This is a genomic window from Lachnoanaerobaculum sp. Marseille-Q4761 (assembly GCF_017565785.1).
Lineage (GTDB): Bacteria > Bacillota > Clostridia > Lachnospirales > Lachnospiraceae > Lachnoanaerobaculum.
The window spans coordinates 501,827-518,264 of sequence record NZ_JAGEKB010000003.1; the positions used below are offsets into that span (position 1 = coordinate 501,827).

Sequence of the window (16,438 nt, forward strand, 5' to 3'; positions counted from 1 at the left end):
CAATACCCTCCTTTATTCATTTTTTACATTTGATTTTATAAAATATAATATCTAAAATAAAAATCACTAAAATAAATACAGCAAACTCAAAAACAACTTCTCTGTCATTAATCAGATTCAGATAATAATATATAGGATTAAGCCTGTATATATACGCTACTCCAAACATCCTTATATCAAATATTATCGGAGCAAAAACAATCAAAAATAAAACAGAAGGCAAAATCACAGCTTCAAGTATATGAAAGTCAAAGCTTTGTTTAAGAATATCCGCCAAAATGATAAATGCAGTTAAAAGCATTACTATTCCTATCAACTCCCTGAAAATACCTCCTGACTGCTTTGTTAAAATCAATGTAACAAGCATCACTACAGCCATATTCACCGAAATACCCACACTGTAAACCGGTGCCACAACTCTTTTTAATTGCTTATCCATCATTGAAAAGAGTCCTTTTTTTTCATCAGCAAGAAAATATATATTTGCCGTCATCACTCCTACAAACAGCCATACACACATAAAGCCTCTTATCGGATATGTCAGATAATTAAGCTTATCATAGGTGTTTTCACTGTCCGGACCTTCAAATTTTATAAAATCACCGTCTATACTTATATTTTTAAAGTACTTATCCAAGATATCCTTTTCATATACATTGATTTTATTCATATATTTTATATACTCCGAATACGCAATGTAGGGATATAATGCCGAATACAGTTTTTCTCTTGCTATATTTTTTATGGTACTGTTATCTGTCTGATAAATTTTTATGCTACCATTATCTATACTTTCTAAGGAATGTGGAAGTACCCATATAGCATCAAGTTTTCCCTTAAGTATTTCCTCTTTTGCAAGCTCCTCTTCTTCGTATATGGAAAAATCAATTACACTCTCACCCTCCATTAAAGTATGTGCAACTCTCTTCACTTCATTATCCGAGCCTTTTTCCACCACGATACCTATATCAAGCAGACCTTTTTTCCTTGATGAAACCGCCATCATACCAAGCACAAGTATCGGGAGTATTAAAAGCATTACTATAAACTCAAATCTTCTTAAAAGTCTTTTATTTAATGTTATATACCATTTTATTGCTGTATGTATATTATTTTTTACATCGTAAAACATATACACCTCCCATAAACAATACAGTATATAAAAAGACCACTGCTAATGAGAACAAGTCAAGCCTATATCCCAATCCACTGATTAAAATATTCTTTCCGGCAGTTGAAGGCAAAAATACCGATATTTTTTGTATAATATCCGGGAAAAAGCTTAAAGGATATATACAGCCACCTATATAGCACAGTGATATCCCAAGTATTATCTCCGTAAGTACAGCTGTCACTCTTTGATATATAAGCTCATATATAAATAAATGCATCGAAGCAAACATAATTGAAACTGCAAATATATTGCAAAAAAACTCAAAATAATCAGGGCTTATAAAGCTTTCATCCTGTAAAAAATTTATAGCAAGAAGAAAAATACCAAATCCGAATATAATCAAAATCAGAATATAAAGAGTTACTGTAATCAGTTCACAAATAATGGAAGATATATATGAAAGCCCTCTTGATTTTAAAACTTCCTGCAATGTATCCTTCTTTCCGGATAAAAGACTGCCAAGTCCCACTCCCGATAATGCCGTTAAGATAATTATCATAGCACAGATATAATTATCTTTAACCGATACCTCCCCTGTTAAAGCCTTCGTTTCTATATTGTAGATTTTTCCTCTTGTAAATACATTTTTTAAAAGACTCATATTTAATTCAGTATTGGCGGTTTCTCTGTCATATACATTTTTATGCTCGCTTAAATATTCATCCACCGCATAAATCACCCTTTCAGAATTAACTATAAGTACTGAAAATACCGATGCCACTTCCTTTGACAATTCATTCATCAATCCTCCGGATGAGCTTACATATATTACAGGTCTGTTTTCACCGTTTTCCAATCCTTCGATAAAATCTTTATCTATTTTAAAATATCCTGCTATCCTGCCCTCTCTTAATGCCTTTTTGGCATTCTCCTCATCCAGGCTTTCAAACTTTACAGAAAATCTTGAAGCATCCATATTATTGAGCATTTCAACTCCAAGCTTCATATATTTATTTTCTATATTGCCGACCACTCCTACGCCTATTCTTTTTTCTCCGCGGCTTTGTATAGCTATCGTAAAAACAAATATTGCACAAATTCCTAAAATCATTATGAAATTAAAGAGTACCGCCATAGGAAGTACTCTTAATAATCTCTTTATTTGAACTTTCAGATAAGCTCTAAACATTTAATCACCCATCATATCGGCAAGATTTTTAATATCTCCGTCAAAATTATATTCTGAAAGCATTCCATCTCTTAGAATATAATGTTTATCACATAACTTCAGTTCTCCCTCATCATGTGTTACCAGAATCACTATACCACCCTCTGAAACAAAATCCCTTATATAATTATATATTACATTCTTTGCGGCTATATCAAGTGCCGCACTCGGTTCGTCCATAAGCAATATTTTAGAATGTCTGTATACAGCGCAGGCTATTGACAGTCTTTTTTTCATACCCTCACTAAGTTCACCAACTCTTCTTTTTAAAAAGTTTGTAACACCCAGTTTTTTTACCATACCTGTACCTATAGCTGTATCCAGATAAGCCTTATCATGCCATAGTCTAAGATTATCATAGCATGTCAATTCTTCTATAAGCGGATTTTTTTGCGGTATAATGCCTACCAGAAATCTTCTCCTGCCCACATCTTTTAAAAGGTCAAAACCCTCGCAGTAAAATGCTCCCGCATCGGCATCTGTTATACCTGCCAATATGGAGAGAAGGGTGGTCTTTCCACTGCCGTTCCCCCCAAGAATCCCTATACAGCTTGAAAAAGGAATTGTAAGATTTACATCCTTTAAAACCTCTTTCTTTCCGTATTTTTTCTTTATGCCGACTATATTTATCTTACTTTCCACAGAATCAGCCTTCATAATATCTCTGTACTCTATCTCTATGGAAGCTGACTTTCAAGTATATCCACATATTCCTTAGGAATATCCGTCTTTCTAAGTTTCTCAATAAATTTATCGGATTTGATGCCTGCCATATATGCCATTATATCCGCATAGCTGTCCGAACTGAGTTTCTTGCCGTCAAGTTCATCTATTCCTGTCATTTTTGCCAGCTCTTCATAACTTTCAATCTTTACAAGACTTTGTCCCTTTTTCTTTAAATCAACGGTAATTGTTTTCTTCTTGCTGTCACCTAAGAGTTTAACAAATAAACTGTAATCTCCGTATTCCTCATCTGCTGAGGTAGACAGCTCCACTTCTATATCAGTCTTATCTTCTTCCAATTTTTTCAGGTCGAATTTATTTGATTTTATATAAACAGTTTTACCGCCTGCTTCCAAAACAAAATCACCCTCTATATTAGAGCCGTTGATTTTGCCCTTTCCGCTGAATTTTATATCACTGCTATCTTCCATAGAAGTAAACTCAACACCTATATCCGAACCTTTCCTAGGTGTTTTTAAAAGCATTACTTTTTTATCATCAACAAGCAATTCTCTTGCCATTATCTTTTTTCCGGATCCGATCCATACACTGTATTTAATATCATGTAAGGTATCGTATTCAACAAACTCAAGCTCGGATTTGATTTCATCTATGAACTCACCGTATATATCGCTGTCACCGTATTTAAGTGCTTTGCCCGGCATGTTTTCATATACTTCCTGATATCCTGTAAGTATTTCCTTTATATCTTCATCTGCAATCAGTTGATTTAAAACCTCAATCTTTAAATCCCTTGCCTCTTCACCTGATATATTTGCTGTAAGCTTTGTTGCTTTTACATTTATGCCTTCGGCACTTACACTGTCAGATGTTCTCTCCACATCCTTTATGCCTTTTAATATAATATCGGTATACTTTGCTGTTATCTTGTTTATCCTTTTTGAATCCGGAGTAGCATTCATAAGAGCAATATTCTTACCCATTACATCAAATAAACTAACAGAACTTCCATATCCGAACTCGCTTGACAAAGAGCCTGCATCAGCAGTTATTACATCATCTGAAAGATCAGGTAACTTTACCTGTAACTCCTTATTATCAAGGTATAGATTTGCATCCATAAATTCCTTGTCGTTTATCAAGGTATTTAAATCAAAACTAACTGCGCTTTCCGACATATTACCCTGATAGTTTATTGTAAAATTATCAAGCCAGCTTATTTCACTCATATAGTATGGAAATTCGGATTCCAGTGCAGACTTTCCCTCAGGTGAAACTTCCAAACTGACTCTGCCTGTTGTTCCAATCCCTTCTTCATACAATTTATATTTTTCCTTTGCCGTATCTATAACATTTCCTAAAAAAGATACTGATGAATCTATGTCACTCCTTACAGCCTTTTTAAACTGATCTGTAGGAGAAATAAATATTCCGCTTACTACATTTATTCCGGCAAATGCCACACCGGCTACCGCCAATGCCGCGGCAACACCAATAGCTATTTTTGCTACACCCTTTTTCTTCTTTCCACCATTGTCATAGGAAGAAAATGCACTAGTGCCATCCTCTTTAAAATCAGGATTTTTCTCCCCACAATTCGCACAAAACATCTCATTTTGTTCTACAGGTGAATCACATTTTTTACAATTCACAATATGCCCTCCTATTTTCCTTATATTTTACTATATTTGTATATTTATTTTACTATAGTTCTTGGTATTTTGCACTTATTTATTTTTTATTGCAAATAAAAAGATCTTAAACTGTATTAAAAAGACTCCGAAGCTAAACCCCGAAGTCTTTAGTATCATATATTTATCCTGAATTATAGCCGTCTTTTATTGCAAAAGATTAGAACATCGGTACAACCGCACCATTGTACTTGCTTTCTATAAATTTCTTTACAGCATCGCTTTCAAGAGCCTTTATAAGTGCAAGTATTGCATCTGATTTCTCATCTCCGGCTCTTACAGCTATGATATTTGCATAAGTTGTAGCTGCAAGTGATTTTGAATCCTCTATTGCAAGTGCATCGCCTACCTTTAAACCTGCCTCTATTGCATAGTTTCCGTTAACTACCGCAATATCCACATCCTGAAGTGTTCTTGCTACCTGAGCAGCCTCGATTTCCTGTATATCAAGATTCTTTGGATTTTCTACAATATCCTGCTTTGTAGCATTGATACCTACACCTTCTTTTAACTTGATAAGACCGTTAGCCTCAAGTAAAAGAAGGGCTCTTGCCTCATTTGTAGCATCATTCGGTACTGAAATCTTTGCACCGTCTGCAAGTGCGTCAAGTGAAGCTGTCTTTCCTGCATAGATACCGAACGGCTCATAGTGAATTGCTCCTGCTGAAACAAGTGTTGTATTATGCTCCTTGTTAAAGTTCTCAAGATATGGATAATGCTGGAAATAGTTTGCATCCAATTCCTTTGTATCAAGTGCTACATTCGGCTGAATATAGTCATTGTACTCAACTATCTTTAAATCATATCCCTCTTCCTGTAAAACCGGTTTTGCAGCCTCTAAAATCTCTGCATGTGGTGCCGGTGTTGCTCCTATTACAATAGTCTTTAATTCCTTGCTTGCGCTTGCAGACTCGCTTGCAGACTCACTTACCGATTCTGTTGCGCTCTCACTTGAAGGGGTATCTGCCGCCTTCTTTGTACATCCTGCCAAAGCAAGAAGTGATACTAAACCTAATGCCAATAAAATTCTTTTTTTCATTTTTTTCTCCTCCATGTTTTTCTTATACAATATATAGACCATACAATATATTATGTCAATAATTTATAACAAGCATGTTTATAGTCTTTTTTTATAGCTGGTTACATATAAGCTTTTATCTGATTCTCTTATCGGAGCGTTTTGAGCTTCTCATAAATATTTCCTGTATTATTTGCACAAGAATAACCAAAATAGCCACTGTTATAAGCATTATATCTGTCTGATATCTGTAGTATCCATAGTTAATGGCAATAGTTCCAAGACCGCCTCCGCCTGTAAATCCCGCCATAGCCGAATATCCGAGGATTGTGGTCACAGATATCGCGGCACCTACTAAAAGTGACGGCTTTGACTCAGGTAAAAGCACCTTAAATATTATCTGAGCATTGCTTGCTCCCATTGATTTGGCAGCCTCTATTACCCCTGCATCCACCTCTTTTAATGATGATTCCACCATTCTGGCTATATATGGTGATGCCGCTATTACAAGTGGCGGAATAACCGCTACAGGCCCTATGGATGTACGAACCAGAAATCTTGTAAAAGGTATTACCATAATAAGCAAAATCATAAAAGGAACCGATCTTATCAGATTTATAATCATCCCCAAAACACCGTTTAGCTTCGGCATGGGCTTTATACCTGTATTGTCGGTAACTACAAGAATAACACCCAGAGGAATACCCAGTAGATATGAAAATAATGAAGAAGCGACAGTCATAAGTAAGGTTTCATACAGACCTTTTAAAATCATTGCCGTCATACTATTCAATCTCCTCCTTTTCCTCCGCAAATTCCACTTCATGATAAATCATGCCGATACTGTCCATATATCTTTTTACTTTTAGAGCCTCTTCTTCACCTGATATCTGTATAATCATATGTCCGACTGCCGCACCGCCTATATCCTTGGTCTTTGCATATAAAATATTTACAGGAATACCGCATGAAAGTATCATATTTGAAAGTACAGGCTCAAAGGAGCTTCTTCCGTCAAACTCTATTCGAAGCTTCACTCCTGAAACGATTTCCTTACTTTGGAACGCATCTCCTAATATAAGTTTTTTACCTATATCCGACTTAGGATTTGAAAAGATATCCTCCACTTTCCCCATCTCGGCTATTTTACTGTTTTCAATAATTGCAACTCTGTCACATATACTCTCAATAACCTTCATCTCATGGGTAATTACTATTACGGTAATACCCATATTTTTATTTATATCCTTTACAAGTTCCAAAATCTGCTTGGTAGTCTTAGGATCCAGTGCAGATGTAGCCTCATCACATAAAAGTAATTTAGGATTTGTGGCAATAGCCCTTGCGATTGCCACCCTCTGCTTTTGACCTCCTGAAAGCTGTGCAGGATAAGCCTTCTCCCTGTCGGAGAGTCCTACAAGCTTTAAAAGTTCTCTTGCTCTTTTTATAGCTTCCGCCTTTCCTACTCCGCTGATTTCAAGAGGAAAGCATACATTCTTTAATATATTTCTCTGTGAGAGCAGGTTAAACTGCTGGAATATCATTCCCATATTCCTTCTGACATCCCTTATCTGCGCCTCGGTCATTGTCTTTAAACCTTTTCCTTCAAAGAATACATCACCCTCTGTAGGTATCTCAAGATAGTTGATACATCTGACCAAGGTGGACTTGCCTGCACCGGATAGACCTATTATTCCGAAGATCTCACCTTTTTTTATATCAAGATTTATATCATCCAGAGCCTTTACATCCCCATTTTTTGTATGAAAAACCTTGCCCATGGATTTTAAACTTACAATAGAATCCATACTCCCCCTTAACTGCACAGCTCCACTATGGATTGTGCAAATATCTTTGCAGCCGCCAACAGCTCATCTATTACCACAAACTCGTCGGCACCATGCATTTTTGTATCGGTTCCAGGGAAAACCGCCCCGAATGCCACACCGTTTTCAATATTATGCACATAGGTTCCTCCACCCATTGCAATACATTCTCCCTTAAGTCCTGTATAGTCCTCATATATTGAGAGCAATGTTTTTACAAAAGGAGAATTTCCGTCAACCTCATGAGGCTTTACCACAGAGTTATTTAAAAACTCTATATCAATATCCTTAAACTTCTGACTTACAGTCTTTAATATCTTATCACCATCACCGCTTACAGGTATTCTGCTGTCAAAGAAACCGTGAAGTATATTATTCTTTAAGCTTAGCATTGAAAATACAAGTGTAAGTGCACCGCTTCTATCATCCTCCACATCAATGCCCATAGTCTTTCCCTTTGTATCTCCATGAGGCATAAGGGCATATAATCTTTTAATAGTATCTATTTTCTTTGAAGGTGAAAAATCAAGTCTGCAAAGTAATTCCAAAAGTCCTGTAATAGCATTGTTTCCATTGTCCGGAGTGGATGCATGTGCATTGGCTCCAAGTGCCGTTATTTCAAAAACCGGTACCAAATCATAGGTGAATTTAATACCTGTTTTCTCAGTCACTTCCTTAGCCTTTTCTTCAACTTCATCAATGCTAAAGCCCTCTATAACAGCCTTTGCCTTTGGAGGTACCACATTTACCTTTGTTCCGGCGCTTATGCTGACAAGCCTTTTTTCACCGTCACCCTCAAGTGCTGCCGAAAACTCTCCCTGAAGCTGTCCTTTCTCGATATTTACCACCGGAAATTCTCCATCGGGTGAGAATGTCATAGGTGCTTCTTTTTCCTTTGTATAATAATATTTTATACAACTGCTTCCACATTCTTCATCAGTACCAAGCACCAGTCTTGTATTCTTTTTTACAGGAATACTTAATTCCTTTACCGCACGAAGTGCAAAAAGTGCGGCAACAGCAGGTCCCTTATCATCAGAAGTTCCTCTTCCATAGATTTTTCCGTCCACTTCCTTCGGATCAAAAGGTGCCGTAACACTCCATCCCTCACCCTCAGGTACCACATCCAGATGCGCAAGTATATCCAGTCCCTTTTCCTTATCATTCAGATCTATTGCACCTGCATAATTATCATAATTTGTAATATCAAATCCGTATTTTTCAGCCATTGAAAGTGCCAAAGCCAATGCTTTTCTCGGACCGTCACCAAATGGAGCACCCTCCACATATTCACTTTTCTGGCTGTTTATAGAACATAATCTGATAATATCAGCCACCATCTCATCTCTATGCTCATCAATAAATTTCTCTATTTCCTGTCTGTATTTTCTCATAAAATTCCTTTCCTAGTTCTTTCCGAACTCACTAAGAACCAATCCTTCATTTCTCTCCTCCACCATTCTTACACTCCATGGATGTGTAAAAATAAGAAGCGGACGATTCTTTAAATCTTTGATCTTTTTCATATCACTTGTTCCCTGTATCTTATCTATATCTACAGTGGAAGTTTCATCAATCCATCTTATATGCTCATAAGGCAGTTTATCAAGCTTTACATCTACATTATATTCATTTTTCAGTCTGTAGAGTAAAACTTCAAACTGAAGCACACCTACAACACCTACTATTATCTCTTCCATACCGGTGTTGTACTCCTGAAAGATCTGTATTGCACCTTCCTGTGCTATCTGGTACACACCCTTTAGAAATTGCTTTCTCTTCATGGTATCCACCTGTCTTACTCTGGCAAAATGCTCAGGTGCAAAGGTTGGAATACCCTCAAACTCCACATTATTTGCGGTGGTAAGAGTATCTCCTATACCGAATATGCCGGGATCAAAGACTCCGATAATATCTCCGGCATACGCTTTTTCAACTATCTTTCTCTCATCAGCCATCATCTGAGTGGACTGATTGAGCTTTATTTTTTTATTGTTTCCCTGCACATGGAAAACATCCATTCCGGCATCATATTCACCCGAACATATTCTCATAAAGGCGATTCTGTCTCTATGTGCCTTATTCATATTTGCCTGTATTTTAAATACAAATGCAGAGAAAAACTCATCCTTCATAGGATCTACCATGCCTTCATGTGTCTTTCTCTTAAGCGGTGAAGTAGTCATTTTCAAAAAATGATCAAGGAAGGTCTCCACACCGAAATTGGTAAGAGCGGAACCGAAAAACACCGGACTTAACTCTCCCACAGACACCTTTGACATATCAAGATCATCACTGGCACCGTCCAGAAGTTCTATATCCCCTCTAAGTATATCCGCATAATCAACCCCTATATAATCATCAAGCTTACTGTCTTCAAGATTGATAATCTGTGTATCGACCTCCTTCATTCCCGCATGTGTAGGTGTAAATTTATTTATATGCTTTGTCTGTCTGTCATATACACCCTTAAAGTTTTTACCTGAACCTATAGGCCAGTTTACAGGGCAGGTTCTGATTCCAAGCACATTTTCTATCTCATCCATAAGCTCAAAAGGATCTCTCGCCTCTCTGTCCAGCTTATTTACAAATGTAAATATCGGTATTTTTCTCATAACACAGACCTTAAAAAGCTTGATTGTCTGTGCCTCAACACCCTTGCTTGCATCTATTACCATCACAGCGGAATCTGCCGCCATAAGTGTTCTGTATGTATCCTCTGAGAAATCCTGATGTCCCGGAGTATCAAGGATATTTATACAAAATCCGTCATAGTTAAACTGCATTACAGATGATGTTACGGAAATACCTCTTTCCTTTTCTATTTCCATCCAGTCACTTACCGCATATTTGGCTGTCTTTTTTCCCTTTACACTTCCTGCTAAATTTATAGCACCTCCGTATAGCAAAAATTTCTCGGTCAATGTAGTTTTTCCGGCATCCGGGTGCGATATTATGGCAAATGTTCTTCTCTTACTTATCTCTCCAAAGTTCACTAAAAATTCCTCACTATCTCATCAAATATCTTTTCTGCCACCTCAAGTTTTGACAGCTTATCAAGTATTACTTCCTGATCTTTTGTAAATATGCTAACCACATTTGTATCGGTACCAAAGCCCGCACCTTCCACCTTTAAATTGTTTGCAACTATCATATCCACATTTTTGCTTACAAGTTTTTTTCTGGAATTTTCCTCCATATTCTCTGTTTCCATAGAAAATCCGCAGATAAATTGTCTTTTGGGATTGTTATTTTTCCTCTCACCAAGTTCCTTTAATATATCCTTGGTTCTTGAAAGTTCTATAGTCAGATCTCCCTCTTTTTTCTTTATCTTCTCACTGCTGTAGTTTGCCGGCGTATAATCAGCTACAGCTGCAGCCTTTATAATTATATCCTGTGCATCCGATATCTTTATTATCTCTTCATACATATCCTCTGCCGATTTTATATCTATTCTGTTTATAAAATCAGGCACAAATACATTTGAAGGTCCAAGTACCAGACTTACTTTAGCTCCTCTGTAAGCCGCCATCTTTGCTATTTCCACTCCCATCTTACCTGTGGAATTATTGGAAATATATCTTACAGGATCTATAGCCTCTCTTGTAGGTCCTGCACTTACACATACCTTTTTACCTGCCAGATCCTTTTTCTTATATGCAGCTCTCTTTATATACTCCATAAGAAGCTCAGGCTCCGGCATCTTTCCGGCTCCTGTATCTCCGCAGGCAAGAGCTCCGCTTGCGGGAAGTATGATTTCCATACCGTTTGTTCTAAGCTTCATAATATTATGTTTTACCGCCCTGTTTTCATACATTGCGGTATTCATTGCAGGCGCCACCACTAAAGGGCATCTCATAGCAAGTGCGGTAGTCGTAAGCATATCATCCGCAATACCGTTTGCCAACTTGCCTATTACATTTGCAGTAGCCGGAGCAATCAAAAATACATCCGCCCATTTTCCAAGCTCTATATGATCTACCTTAAACTCAAAATCTCTATCAAATGTATCTGTATATACCTTCTGCGCAGTCAATGTTTCAAATGTTATCGGTGTTATAAACTGACAGGCATTCTTTGTCATAATAACCCTTACATTTGCTTTTTGCTTTTTTAGCATACTTGCAAGGTTTGCAATCTTATATGCCGCTATTCCACCGGTCACACCAAGTAATATATTTTTATTTTCCAGCATAAAGCCTCCACAAATCTTAATTTTATTTTAGATATAATGCTTAAAAGATTATACGCTATTTTATTATTGCAAGCAAGGATAGAGATTAGTATACTTTATATAAATATAAAGCTTTTAATTTAAACTGCATAAAATATCTTATATGTTTTAAAAGTTTTAAATCTACTTGTTTAAGAAGGATAATTTTATGATATTAGCAATTGATATGGGTAACACAAATATTGTTATAGGCGGTATCGACAATACCAAAACATATTTTCTTGAAAGAATCACCACCTACACCACCAGAACGGACCTTGAATATTCCATGTATATCAAGGGAATACTTGATATTTATGGTGTAACCCCCTTAGATATAGAAGGCGCTATACTTTCAAGTGTTGTACCTCCACTAAATGAAACCGTTAAAAAAGCCGTCAAAAAAATAATAGGCATAGATTGTATGCTTGTCGAATCCGGTATGAAAACGGGTTTAAATATAATTATGGACAATCCCAAATCCGTAGGTTCCGATATGATAGTTGATGCTGTGGCTGCTATGGATGAATATCCGCTTCCGTTGGCTGTTGTTGATATGGGTACGGCTACCACCATATCGGTTGTAGATAGTAAAGGAAATTATATAGGCGGTATCATACATCCGGGGCTTCGTATATCGCTTGATACTCTAAGTTCAAAGACCGCCCAGCTTCCACAGGTCAATCTGGATATTCCAAAAAAGGTAATAGCCAAAAATACTATTGACAGTATGCGAAGCGGTATACTCTTCGGGCATGCAGGTATGATGGACGGCATTATCTCCCGTATGGAAGAAGAGCTTGGTGAAAAATTAAATGTAGTCGCCACAGGCGGTCTTGCGCCCTTTGTAGCACCGCTTTGTACACATAGTATTGTAGTGGATGACAGCCTGCTCCTTAAAGGACTTTTAAAATTATATATGAAAAATCAATAAAAACAAAGCTTAGGGAGGGTATGACCGTTTCAGTCACACCCTCCCTTTATTGAAGCGTCTAGGTAGAGCCGTCCTCATTTATTTTTTTCTCTTTAAGAAATCAGGCACATTTATTTTTGCCTCACCATAAGGTCTTACCGGCTTTATAGTTGGAGACTGTCCATATGTGTAATTTCCATTATAGTTTTGATTATTCAGCCCCTGATTGTTAGGATTTTGATTAGCTGAGCTTTGTCCGTTTAATCCTTGAATACCTGTTGGAACTCCGGGATTTATATTATTCTGATTGTTTAAATCATTTTGGTACTGAGAATAATTTCCGGTATAAACTCCGGTATAAGTATCGGAATAATTCTCACCTGTATAGCTTCCTGTATTATTCATATAATTATTTTGTTCAGGCTGGCTTGGTACAGGTCTTTCAATACCTACTTTATTCATATTATTTATATTCTGTGAATACAAATCATTTCTTTTTTGAATACCGTCATTTTGATGCTTGCTGTTGACATCTCTTATCAAATCTCCCACCGGAGTATCATTTATTGAAGTGGTCACTCCTGTAGCTATCACGGTAATCTTTACTGTATCCGGCTCATTATCATTACATGAAGCACCGAATATGATATTAGCCTCTTCACTTACAAGCTCACGCACATAGTCGGTCGCCTCATAAGCCTCAATAAGGCTGACATCTCCCGATACGGATATAAGCACATGAGTTGCATTATCAATGCTGGTTTCAAGAAGAGGTGATGATACGGCAGCTTTTACAGCATCCAATGCCTTATTATCACCTGCTCCATATCCTATTCCGATATGTGCAAGTCCCTTGCCTGTCATTACTGTTTGTACATCTGCAAAGTCAAGATTAATTATAGCGGTCTCACTGATAAGGTCTGTAATACCCTGTACACTTTGCTGTAACACCTCATCCGCTTTTTTAAGAGCATCAGGCATTGTGGTCTTTCTATCCACTATCTGAAGTAATTTCTCATTAGGTATTACTATCAAGGTATCCACATACTGCTTCAGATTATCAATACCCTCAAGAGCATTCTTCATTCTTTGTTTGCCCTCAAAAGGGAAAGGCTTTGTTACAACACCTACTGTAAGAATTCCAAGCTCTCTTGAAGCTCTTGCAATAACCGGTGATGCACCTGTTCCGGTACCGCCGCCCATTCCGCAGGTAACAAAAACCATATCTGCATTTTTTAATTTATTTGTAATATCCTCGATATTTTCTTCCGCCGCCTTTTCACCTACTTCGGGCTTTGCACCTGCACCAAGTCCCTTTGTAAGCTTCTCTCCTATCTGTATGATGGTACCCGCTTTGCAGTTCACCAATGCCTGCTTATCGGTATTTACCCCGATAAACTCCACACCTTCCACATTTTCATCAATCATTCTGTTAACGGCATTATTTCCGGCACCTCCGACACCAACCACGATAATCTTCGCTGCATTCTCATTAACCGGCTTATTTATTTCTAACACAGATATATTCCTCCTGTTACCCCTACGCTTAAGCAAACTCTCATCTTATCATAAAGGTTTTTTATATAAATATCAACTTATTTTTCTTTAAAGTAAATTGTAATATTGAAATAAAATAAAAAGAATATTTTTATTATAGCATATACTTACCTTTTCTTAAAAGTATATGTCGTATTCTCATTTAGAGGATTATAATTATCCAGATAAAGTATACCTGATAAACCTTTTATTTTTTCCCACATATCTCTCAACTCACCTATTTTCCCATTCAATTCTTTGGAATCTCCCAAATAAACTTCTATATCACCTATATATAATGTAATGTTATTATCTGACGATATCGTAATTTTATCAACAGTTATGTCATTGCCCACCAAAACCTGAGTTATATCAAGCATCTGATCAAAAACATTTTCATTGGATATAGGTAATTTTTCATAAAGTACAACTCTTCCAAAGTCCAATCCGTCTATCAGAGGAATGCCCTCCAAAAAATTATTTGAACTCTCCACTACAATGCCGTCCTTATCAAAGTACATATATGAGCTCATATATTTTACACAGCCCACCACACTTTTTTCATATACTATGATATCGGCACTGTTTATTCCTGTTATATATATATCCACATCTTGAATGAAGGGTATATTATAATTTCTTTTTACTTTACTTCGAATCAGATTATATACCGTTATTTTTGACAGTTCATTCGGAAAAAGCATTTTTTCCATTTCTTCATCGCTATATCTTGTATTTCCTCCGAAGTTGAGATTTGTTAATCTCATGGAGTAAATACTTGCAAGTATAATAGCAAAGCTGAATAAAACAATATAAAACTTCTTCATATTATCATTCCATCTTTATCGTTCTGGCGACACTGAGAACAATGCCCATTTCAGCAAGTAATATCAAAATAGAACTTCCTCCAAAGCTTATAAATGGAAGTGAAACTCCCGTATTTGGCAATACTCCTGTAACTACCGCTATATTCAGTATAACCTGTAATGAAAGATGTATCAAAACACCTACCACCAGATAAACCCCCTCAGGCTCTTTAACCGAGAATGTTATTATTAACATCCTGTATATCATAAAGGCAAATATTGCCATTACAAGTCCGGCACCGAAAAGCCCCATTTCTTCCACTATTATAGCAAAAATCATATCATTTTGTGACTCCGGAAGGAAAAACTTTTGCATACCGAGACCAAGTCCCTTACCTAATATTTTTCCCGAGCCTATGGCATAAAGTCCCTGCATTACCTGATAGCCGCCATCCCTGCTGAACTTCTCAGGCTCCGCCCAAACAAGAAATCTTGTAAGATGGTAATCCCTGATACCCCTGTCATATATAAACTTCACCAAGGGTTTAGCTGTAAATAAAGCAACGCCCATAGCCAGAGCACCTGACAAATGAAGTCTTTTATTTACTGTTCCCATAAAACTCATACAAAAAGCTATAAGAAAAATGATTATGGCGGTACTCAGATTCTCTTTCATTACCAAAAGAGTAGGAACGGATACTATTGCAAATAAAATCCAAAGTTTTTTCTCTACAACTTTCCTGTCGTCCGAATGAAGTTCATCCTTATACTTCACCAGATAATAAGCCAAAAATATAATAATTGCCACCTTTACAGTCTCTGAAGGCTGAAAGTTTATAGGTCCTATTTTTAGCCATCTCTTTGCACCGTTTACATCCTTTCCTATAATCAAAACCAATAAGGCAAGGAATGTCGTCACGGCATAAATAAACTTTGAGAGCTTTATCCATAAAGTATAGGGAATCCTTGACACACCCATCATAATTATACAGCCAAAAACCACATAGCCTAATTGTTTTTTTACAAAAAAAGCTGAGCTTTTAAACTTTAACTCTGCAGTATATGAGCTTGCCGAAAAAATCATTATCAGACCGAAAACCAGCAAAAACAAAATAGCAAAGATAAAGCTGTAGTCATAATACTCTTTGGCTTTCTTTTTATTGTCATTTTTTGATATATCCGCTTTCGTTTTTTCGATTTTAATCTTTTTTATATTATCTTTATTTTGTTCATCAGCTTCCGTTTTTGTAATTTCAGCCTTTGTTTTCCCGTTTTTTTCAACTTTTATTTTTCTTTTTTGCAAACTTTTTATAAAACCTTTTTTTTCAGGAGTTTTCTTATCCTGCTCTTTGGTTTTCTTTTCCTGCTCTTTTTTTGTGGCCTTTTTATTTTTTATATCATCAGCCATA

14 protein-coding genes are annotated in these 16,438 nt (G+C 36.6%); 1 reads left to right on the forward strand and 13 read right to left on the reverse strand.

Annotated elements, in window-relative coordinates:
• Positions 1 to 16: 16 nt before the first annotated feature.
• From J4O15_RS13520 to coaBC, 10 genes are all read right to left on the reverse strand, one after another.
• On the reverse strand, positions 17 to 1,132 hold the full coding sequence (locus J4O15_RS13520) for a hypothetical protein (RefSeq protein WP_208101123.1): 1,116 nt from the start codon (positions 1,130 to 1,132) through the stop codon (positions 17 to 19).
• A complete protein-coding gene (locus J4O15_RS13525; protein WP_243762070.1) occupies positions 1,110 to 2,303 on the reverse strand; it encodes an ABC transporter permease in 1,194 nt (397 codons plus the stop codon). Before J4O15_RS13525 ends, J4O15_RS13520 begins: the two co-directional genes overlap by 23 nt.
• The gene (locus J4O15_RS13530; RefSeq protein ID WP_208101124.1) at positions 2,304 to 2,999 is read right to left on the reverse strand and encodes an ATP-binding cassette domain-containing protein; all 696 of its coding nucleotides are present in this window, start codon (positions 2,997 to 2,999) and stop codon (positions 2,304 to 2,306) included. It abuts the gene before it with no gap.
• Between the two features lie 20 nt (positions 3,000 to 3,019).
• The gene (locus tag J4O15_RS13535) at positions 3,020 to 4,678 is read right to left on the reverse strand and encodes a zinc ribbon domain-containing protein (protein ID WP_208101125.1); all 1,659 of its coding nucleotides are present in this window, start codon (positions 4,676 to 4,678) and stop codon (positions 3,020 to 3,022) included.
• A 199-nt stretch (positions 4,679 to 4,877) separates the two neighbouring features.
• The gene (locus J4O15_RS13540; protein WP_208101126.1) at positions 4,878 to 5,756 is read right to left on the reverse strand and encodes a MetQ/NlpA family ABC transporter substrate-binding protein; all 879 of its coding nucleotides are present in this window, start codon (positions 5,754 to 5,756) and stop codon (positions 4,878 to 4,880) included.
• A 115-nt stretch (positions 5,757 to 5,871) separates the two neighbouring features.
• Positions 5,872 to 6,519 (reverse strand): methionine ABC transporter permease, encoded by a 648-nt coding sequence (locus tag J4O15_RS13545; RefSeq protein WP_009219144.1) that lies wholly within the window; start codon positions 6,517 to 6,519, stop codon positions 5,872 to 5,874.
• Position 6,520: 1 nt separating this feature from the next.
• Positions 6,521 to 7,543, reverse strand: a complete 1,023-nt coding sequence (locus J4O15_RS13550) for a methionine ABC transporter ATP-binding protein (RefSeq protein WP_009219145.1) — start codon at positions 7,541 to 7,543, stop codon at positions 6,521 to 6,523.
• Between the two features lie 8 nt (positions 7,544 to 7,551).
• Positions 7,552 to 8,955, reverse strand: a complete 1,404-nt coding sequence (gene pepV, locus J4O15_RS13555; protein WP_208101127.1) for a dipeptidase PepV — start codon at positions 8,953 to 8,955, stop codon at positions 7,552 to 7,554.
• A 12-nt stretch (positions 8,956 to 8,967) separates the two neighbouring features.
• A complete protein-coding gene (locus J4O15_RS13560) occupies positions 8,968 to 10,557 on the reverse strand; it encodes a peptide chain release factor 3 (protein WP_208101128.1) in 1,590 nt (529 codons plus the stop codon).
• Positions 10,557 to 11,756, reverse strand: coding sequence for a bifunctional phosphopantothenoylcysteine decarboxylase/phosphopantothenate--cysteine ligase CoaBC (gene coaBC, locus J4O15_RS13565; protein ID WP_208101129.1), 1,200 nt, complete (start codon positions 11,754 to 11,756; stop codon positions 10,557 to 10,559). The genes J4O15_RS13560 and coaBC overlap by 1 nt, the downstream gene beginning before the upstream one ends.
• 187 nt (positions 11,757 to 11,943) lie before the next feature.
• Here coaBC and J4O15_RS13570 point away from each other — a divergent pair, with 187 nt between their 5' ends.
• On the forward strand, positions 11,944 to 12,708 hold the full coding sequence (locus J4O15_RS13570) for a type III pantothenate kinase (protein ID WP_208101130.1): 765 nt from the start codon (positions 11,944 to 11,946) through the stop codon (positions 12,706 to 12,708).
• Between the two features lie 78 nt (positions 12,709 to 12,786).
• Here the strand turns inward: J4O15_RS13570 and ftsZ are convergent, their stop codons facing one another.
• From ftsZ to J4O15_RS13585, 3 genes are all read right to left on the reverse strand, one after another.
• A complete protein-coding gene (ftsZ, locus tag J4O15_RS13575; protein ID WP_208101131.1) occupies positions 12,787 to 14,205 on the reverse strand; it encodes a cell division protein FtsZ in 1,419 nt (472 codons plus the stop codon).
• 146 nt (positions 14,206 to 14,351) lie between these two features.
• Entirely contained in the window at positions 14,352 to 15,050 is a 699-nt protein-coding gene (locus J4O15_RS13580; protein ID WP_208101132.1) for a cell division protein FtsQ/DivIB, read from the reverse strand.
• Positions 15,051 to 15,054: 4 nt separating this feature from the next.
• Positions 15,055 to 16,437, reverse strand: coding sequence for an FtsW/RodA/SpoVE family cell cycle protein (locus tag J4O15_RS13585; protein WP_208101133.1), 1,383 nt, complete (start codon positions 16,435 to 16,437; stop codon positions 15,055 to 15,057).
• Position 16,438: the final 1 nt, after the last annotated feature.